This window comes from Agromyces terreus, from assembly GCF_009749465.1.
GTDB lineage: Bacteria > Actinomycetota > Actinomycetes > Actinomycetales > Microbacteriaceae > Agromyces > Agromyces terreus.
Genome location: NZ_WBIS01000006.1, coordinates 158020 through 165449 on the forward strand (window position 1 = coordinate 158020; position 7430 = coordinate 165449).

General features: G+C 70.3%; 5 protein-coding genes. 1 reads left to right on the forward strand and 4 read right to left on the reverse strand.

What is annotated here, in order from left to right:
- Window positions 1-44: 44 nt before the first annotated feature.
- Together GQQ92_RS16840 and GQQ92_RS12825 are read right to left on the reverse strand one after the other, a co-directional pair.
- Window positions 45-2795: a hypothetical protein gene (locus tag GQQ92_RS16840; RefSeq protein WP_232057679.1), complete on the reverse strand. Its 2751-nt coding sequence runs from the start codon at window positions 2793-2795 to the stop codon at window positions 45-47.
- 366 nt (window positions 2796-3161) lie between these two features.
- Entirely contained in the window at window positions 3162-3779 is a 618-nt protein-coding gene (locus tag GQQ92_RS12825; protein WP_156999687.1) for a nucleoside/nucleotide kinase family protein, read from the reverse strand.
- Window positions 3780-3835: 56 nt separating this feature from the next.
- On the opposite strand from GQQ92_RS12825, the gene GQQ92_RS12830 reads away from it, so the two are divergent.
- Complete coding sequence (locus GQQ92_RS12830) at window positions 3836-4726, forward strand: HhH-GPD family protein (RefSeq protein ID WP_156999688.1); 891 nt, start codon at window positions 3836-3838, stop codon at window positions 4724-4726.
- Window positions 4727-4819: 93 nt separating this feature from the next.
- Here the strand turns inward: GQQ92_RS12830 and rbfA are convergent, their stop codons facing one another.
- Window positions 4820-5311: a 30S ribosome-binding factor RbfA gene (gene rbfA / locus GQQ92_RS12835; protein ID WP_156999689.1), complete on the reverse strand. Its 492-nt coding sequence runs from the start codon at window positions 5309-5311 to the stop codon at window positions 4820-4822.
- Window positions 5312-5429: 118 nt separating this feature from the next.
- Window positions 5430-7430: translation initiation factor IF-2 (infB, locus tag GQQ92_RS12840; protein WP_156999690.1), on the reverse strand; the 2001-nt coding region annotated here is incomplete at its 5' end.

Sequence of the window (7430 nt, forward strand, 5' to 3'; positions counted from 1 at the left end):
GGGGGCCCGGCGAACCGGACCCCCTCTTCGTGCAACGGTGGACGCTACGCGCGCTTGCGGCGGATGCGGGCGATCGCGAGGAACGCCGCACCGGCCAGCACGATGATGCCGGCGACGATCGCGATCGTCGTGCCCGCGAAGCCGGTGCTCGCGAGCCCGGTGCCGCCGGCCTCGGCCGTGACGGAACCGTCGCCGTCGCCGTCACCGGACACGGGCGGAGCCGGAGGCACTTCGCCGCCGCCGACCCCGCCGGGCTCGGCGCACTCGGGCGTCGCGTCGGGGTATGCGAGGTCGATCGCGAGCTCGGGGTTGACCTTCAGCACGGCCGTGTCGATGTCACGGGTCCAGGCGAAGTTGCCGTCGGTCTCCTGCCAAGTGCCGTCGGCGAGCTGTTCCCAGCCCGGCCATCCGGTGGCCGTGACGCCGTCGTCTCCGACGGACGCACCGGGCCAGAGGTGCTGGCCGGACAGCTTCCCGTCCACCAGTTCACCGAGCTCGATCGTCTCGGTGTCGGTGCCGTCGCTCAGCACGAGCGACACGACGTTGCCGGTCGACTGCTGGTCGGGGTCGATCAGCTCGACGTCGTAGAAGATCCACGGCGCGTCGGCGACGCACTGCCCCACCGCGGTCGAACCCGTCAGCGTGGGCTCGATGCAGTCGGCGTCGTCGACCGCGTAGGCCCACTCGGTCGTCGTGCCCTCGGCGAAGGCGTAGCCCGGCTTCGCGGCGGCCGTCACCGTGATGACGCCGTCGGCCTCGCTCTCGGTCCACTCGGCCGTCTCGGTGCTCTCGGGGACCACGAGGGTCTCGTTGTCGGGTCCGCAGACGTCGGCGAACGTCGGAGCGCCGACGAGCTCGACGACGCAGGGCTCATCGTCGACGGTGAAGGTCCAGGATGCCTGGAGCCCGCCCTCGAACGTGGAGCCGGGCTTCGCGGTCGCCGTGACCGTGATGACGCCGTTCTCCTCGGTCGAGGACCATTCGATCGTCTCGGTGCTCTCGGGAACGGTCAGCTCGTCGTTGTCGGGACCGCAGGCGTCGGTGAAGCTCGGCGCGCCGACGAGCTCGATGATGCACGGCTCGTCGTCGACGGTGAACTCCCACGACGTCTTCGTGCCCGCCGGGAAGACGAAGCCGGGCTTCGCGGTCGCCGTCACCGTGATGACACCGCCCTCTTCAGTCGAGGCCCAGGCGACCGAGTCGGTGCTCTCGGGAACGCTCAGCTCGTCGTTGTCGGGACCGCAGGCGTCGGTGAACGAGGGCGCACCCTCGAGGCCCACCACGCACGGCGCGTCGTCGACGGTGAACTCCCACGACGTCTTCGTGCCCGCCGGGAACGCGAAGCCGGCCTTCGCGGTCGCCGTCACCGTGACGACCGCACCTTCACGCGACGAAGCCCAGAGCACCTTGTCGGTGCTCGACGGAACCGTCAGCGACTCGTTCTGGGGCCCGCACTGGTCGGCGAACGACGGCACGCCCTCGAGCACCACCACGCACGGCTCGTCGTCGACCGGGTAGGTCCATTCGGTCTGCGCTCCGACCGGCAACGCGAAGCCGGGCTTCGCCGTCAACGTGACCTCGATGAAGCCCGCGCCGTACGTGGTCGTCCAGTCGAGCGAGTCGGTGTCGACCGGCTCGGTGAACACCTCGTTGTCGGGTCCGCACGTGTCGGAGAACGCCGGGGCCGGCGGTGCGGGCACCTCGGTCGGCGGCTTCACGCAATCGGGGTACTGGAGCAGCGACTGGTCGCCCTGCTCGGGCTGCGTCTTCTGGATCGGGAAGAAGATCCACCAGTCGGTCCACGTGAACGTGGGGAAGATGTCCTTCTCGTGCGCGTCGTGCCGGCCCGAGAAGAACTTCTTGACCGCGAGGGTCTCCCGCTCGTAGCCGCCCGTGCTCGCGTCCCAGTGGCAGACCGTCACGGCGTCGCCGCAGTCGACCTTGCCCTCCCAGTGGTAGTTGGTTCCGGCGACCTGCACCCAGACGACGGACCAGACATCGGGATCGGTCCAGGCACGGTGATCGGCGAAGACGAATCGCTGCTCGCCCGACCAGGTGCCGCGCTCCTTGTGGAAGTTGAGCGTGAGCTCCTTGCCGTCGGCGATGATGCGCACGTTGACGTCATTGGCCTGACCCGACGGGATGTCGGTCGGGTAGACCACGGTCAGCGCCTTGCAGGTGGGGGCCGCGTACTCCCAGTTCCAGTCGAACGGCTTCGCGCAGTCCTCGTAGGCGAGCAGGCTCTGGTCGCCCTGCTTCGGCACGGTGATCGTCTTGCCCTGCTTCTCGTAGGTGAATGCGGGGTAGATGTCGCCCTTGCCCTGGTGGTCGTCGTGACCGGCCGTGAAGAAGGCGTTCACCGAGACGGTGATGCGGACGTACGGATTGGTCGCGCTGCCGGTCGCGTGGCAGATCGTGACCTTCTTGACGTTCGGGGCGCCGTCGCACTGGCCGGCGGTGACCGTGACGCTGCCGGAGTCGGTGCTGGTCGCACCCGACGACGGCCAGCTGCCGCTGAGGGTCAGCTTCACCGTTCCGACCGCGACGTCGTCCTGGACGAACGTGGCCGACTTCGCCTTCTTGATCTCGGTGCCCACCGGCACGAGCGCCGTGTCGGAGGAGGCGGTGATCGTCTCGTCGCGGTTCGACTCGGAGTTCTTGACGGTCCACTCGATCGACGCGCTGCCGTCGGCGGCGCAGACGACCTTCCCGGTGATCGTGTTGTGGTGCGCGCTCGCCGGCGCGGCGGCGCCGACGACGGCGAGCCCGCCGGCGAGGGCCAGGGTGGTCAGCACGGCTGCGGCGCGTCGCCACAGGCCGGGGGAATCGGAATTCGCGCGCGTACGCCGCAGGCGCTGGGCAGCGCGCACCGAACCACTGGGGTTGGGCATTCGGGGGTCTCCATCGATCGGATGGCGGCGAACCTGCGTGAAGCCGGGGTCGCGCATGCGCGACGGCTCGAGGCGCCACGTGGGCGCACCGAGAGGCGGGTCTTCGGGTGGGGCTGGGGGTTCGCACGGCCGGGGGAAAAGGGCTGTGAACCTTCAGTATGGCGGTGGTGGAGGCAACACGTCCACCGCTTTCGAGCCCGAGATCGATCTGTCCCCCGAATTGGGGACGTTCCGTCTGATCGGGCTCGTTCAGCGCCCGCGCGCCGGACCCTACGACCGGGCCTGATCGGCCCTCTCGGCGCGTACGAATCGCGGGTTCGACGGGTCGCGGTCGTCGACGACGACGGATGCCTCGGCGCGCGGGTCCCGTTCGTCGTAGGCGAGGCGGTCGGCGGCGTCGACGGGTTCGCCCTCGAGGGCGATGCGCACGTCCCACAGTTGCGCGAGCCGCGGCCGCAGCACGAACCGGCCGTCGATCACGAGGATCGCGTCGGCGGGCCCGGTGACCCACTTCGGCTCGATCCATGCGTCGCGTGCGGGGTCGAAGACCGCGGTCACGAACGCCGTGGAGCCGCCCATGCGGAACGGCTCGACGAGCACCCGCCGCAGCGCCGATTCGTCGAACGCGTAGCGGAAGTACCGCTCGGCGGTGTCGGGGCCGTAGACGTCCTGCGCCTCGCGCGAGCGGTGGAAGTCCTCCATGCTCGCGCGGAACACGCGGTGCCCGCGTTCGCGGAGCACGGCCGCGAGGTCGTCGCCGAATACCGTCTTGCCGCTGCGCACCGGTCCGTCGATCGCGACGATCATGCGGCCGAGGCCGTATTGCCGCAGGATCTCGTCGGCGAGTTCGCGGAGGAAGCTCACACGCGGCGTCGTCACCAGTTCCATGCGCCCATGCTAGCCGCGCGGGCCGTGCGCGGCATCCGTGCTCGTAGGCTTGGAGGATGCCCGCAGACCCCCCAGCGACCGACCTCGCCGAGGCCGTGAACGACTGGTTCGCGGATGCCGCGCGGCCGCTGCCGTGGCGCGCCGTCGACGTCTCGCCGTGGGGCGTGCTCGTGAGCGAGTTCATGCTGCAGCAGACCCAGGTCGCCCGCGTGATCCCCCGCTGGCACGCCTGGCTCGAGCGATGGCCCACGCCGGCCGACCTCGCCTCCGCTCCCCCGTCCGAGGCCGTGCGGGCCTGGGACCGGCTGGGGTATCCGCGGCGCGCGCTGTGGCTGCACCGCGCGGCGACCGCGATCGTCGAGCGCCACGGCGGCGAGGTCCCCCGCGATCTCGACGACCTGCTCGCGCTGCCGGGCGTCGGCCCCTACACGGCTCGCGCCGTCGCCGCCTTCGCGTTCGGCGCGAGGCATCCGGTGGTCGATACCAACACGCGTCGCGTGATCGCGAGGGCCGTGCTCGGCCAGGAGCACCCCGGTCCGCCGTCGACGACACGCGATCTGGCGGCGATGGGCGCCCTGCTGCCTGCGGCGGATGCCGCGGCGCGCACGTTCAACGCGGCCGCGATGGAGCTCGGAGCGACCGTGTGCACCGCCCGCGCTCCCGCCTGCGAGTCGTGCCCGATCGCGGCCGGATGCGCGTGGTTGATCGCCGGGCGCCCCGAGTACGACGGCCCTCGCAGCGCGAAGCAGGCACGGTTCGAGGGTTCCGACCGGCAGATCCGGGGGCTCGTGATGCGCGAGTTGCGGGCCGCGCATCGGCCGCTCACGCGGGCCGAACTCGACGCGACGTGGCCTGATGCGTCCCGGCTCGATCGCGTGATCGCGACGCTCGTACACGACGGGCTCGCGGTCGCGGGCCCCGACGGGTTCGCGCTGCCCGAGTCCTGACCGGTCAGGCGAGCAGCCGCCCATCGCCCCGTAACGCGCGAAGAGCGCACGCCCTGACGACGTGCGCTCTTCGCGCGTTACGGGGAGACCCGATCAGCTCGCGGTCGTCGACCCGTCGTCGTCGTCGTCGAGGTCGTCGTCGTCGAGGTCGTCGTCCTCGTCGTACTCGCGGGGCTTCACGTACGGATCGGCGTCGCCCGCGTACTCGGCGGTGCTCGCCGCCGCCTCGGTCTCGGCGTCGCGTTCGCGCGCCTCGCGAAGCAGTGCCGCGATGTGGTCGGCGTTCTCGGGGATCGCGTCGAGGATGAACTCGAGCGACGGGGTGAGACGGGCGGTGATGTTGCGGCCCACCTCGCTGCGGAGCATGCCGGTGGCCGCCTTCAGTGCGAGCGCCGAGTCGCGGCGCTCCTCATCGGTGCCGTAGACGGTGTAGAAGATGCTCGCGTGCTGGAGGTCGCCGGTGACGCGGACGTCGGTGATCGTGACGAAGCCGAGTCTCGGGTCGCGGAGGCCCTTGTCGAGTCGCCGGGCGACGATCTCCTTGATGCGGTCGGCCATCTTCCTGGCGCGTGCCGGATCTGCCATTGCAGTGTCTCCTCTCGTGGCAGGGTCGACCATGCTGGGCCGGCCCGACCGCCTCGAACGTGGATCGGGGCAGGGTCCCCTCCGTCACCGGGGTGACGGAGGGGACCCGTTGCTCGACCTACGCGCGGGGCTTCTCCCGCATCTCGGTGGTCTCGATCTCGTCGCCGACCTGGATGTCGTTGAACTTGCCGAGCCCGATGCCGGCCTCGAAGTCCGTGCGCACCTCGGTGACGTCGTCCTTGAAGCGACGCAGCGACTCGATCGCGAGGTTGTCGCCGACGACGACGCCATCGCGGATGACGCGTGCCTTGGCGTTTCGCGTGATCGTTCCGGACCGCACGATGACACCGGCGATGTTGCCGAACTTCGAGGAGCGGAACACCTCGCGGATCTCGGCGACACCCGACTGGACCTCTTCGAACTCGGGCTTGAGCATGCCCTTCAGCGAGTCCTCGATCTCGTCGATCGCGTTGTAGATGACCGAGTAGAAGCGGATGTCGACGCCCTCGCGAGCGGCGCGCTCGCGCGCCTTCGTGTCGGGTCGCACGTTGAAGCCCACGATGATCGCGTTGTCGATCGTCGCGAGGTTGACGTCGCTCTCGGTGATGGCGCCCACACCGCGGTGGAGGATGCGCAGCTGCACCGAGTCGTCGACCTCGATCTTGAGGAGCGATTCCTCGAGCGCCTCGACGGCACCCGAGACGTCACCCTTGATGATGAGGTTGAGCGATTCGACCTTGCCCTCTTCGAGTGCACGGGTGAAGTCCTCGAGCGAGATGCGCTTGCGGGCCTTGGCCAGCTGGGCGTTGCGCTCGGCGGCTTCGCGCTTCTCGGCGATCTGACGCGCGGTGCGGTCCTCCTCGGTGACGAGGAAGGTGTCGCCGGCGCGGGGCACGCTCGAGAGGCCCTGCACCTGCACCGGACGCGACGGGGTCGCGGCCTGCACGGCGTCGCCGTTCTCGTCGGTCATCGCGCGGACGCGGCCGTAGGCCGTGCCGGCGACGATCGCGTCGCCGACGCGCAGCGTTCCCGACTGGATGAGCACGGTCGCGACCGCGCCGCGGCCCTTGTCGAGCTTCGCCTCGATCGCGACGCCGCGCGCGTCCTTGTTGGGGTTCGCGCGGAGGTCGAGACCGGCGTCGGCGGTCAGGAGCACTGCGTCGAGCAGGTCCTGGATGCCGATGTCGTTGCGGGCCGACACGTCGACGAACATGACGTCGCCGCCGTACTCCTCGGCGACCAGCCCGAACTCGGTGAGCTGCTGGCGCACCTTCTGCGGGTTCGCGTCTTCCTTGTCGATCTTGTTGACCGCCACGACGACGGGCACGTTCGCCGACTGCGCGTGGTTCAACGCCTCGATCGTCTGCGGCATGATGCCGTCGTCGGCCGCCACCACGAGGATCGCGATGTCGGTGACCTGGGCACCACGGGCTCGCATGGCGGTGAACGCCTCGTGACCGGGGGTGTCGATGAAGGTGATGGCGCGCTCGATGCCCTCGTGCTCGGTGTGCACCTGGTAGGCACCGATGTGCTGGGTGATGCCGCCGGCCTCGCCCGCGACGACGTTCGCGTTGCGGATCGCGTCGAGCAGGCGGGTCTTTCCGTGGTCGACGTGGCCCATGACGGTCACGACCGGCGGCCGCTGCTCGAGCACGTCGTCGCCCTCGTCCTCGAGTTCGGCGTCGAGGTCGATGTCGAAGCCCTCGAGGAGCTCCTTGTCCTCGTCTTCGGGCGAGACGACCTGGATCTTGTAGCCGAGCTCGGCGCCGAGCACCTCGAAGGTGGCCTCGTCGAGCGACTCCGTCGCCGTGGCCATCTCACCGAGGTGGAACAGCACGGTCACGAGCGAACCCGGGTTGGCGTCGATCTTGTCGGCGAAGTCGGAGATCGAGGAGCCGCGACGAAGTCGGATGACGGTGTTGCCGTCGCCGCGCGGGACGCTGACGCCGCCGAGCGACGGGGCCTCCCGCATCTCGAATTCCTGACGCTTCGTGCGCTTCGACTTGCGGGCCTTGCTCTTGCCGCCGCCGCGACCGAACGCACCGGCCGTGCCGCCGCCGGGTCCACGGCCGCGACCGCCGCCGCCGGGACGCGGGCCGCCGAAGCCGCCGGCACCGGG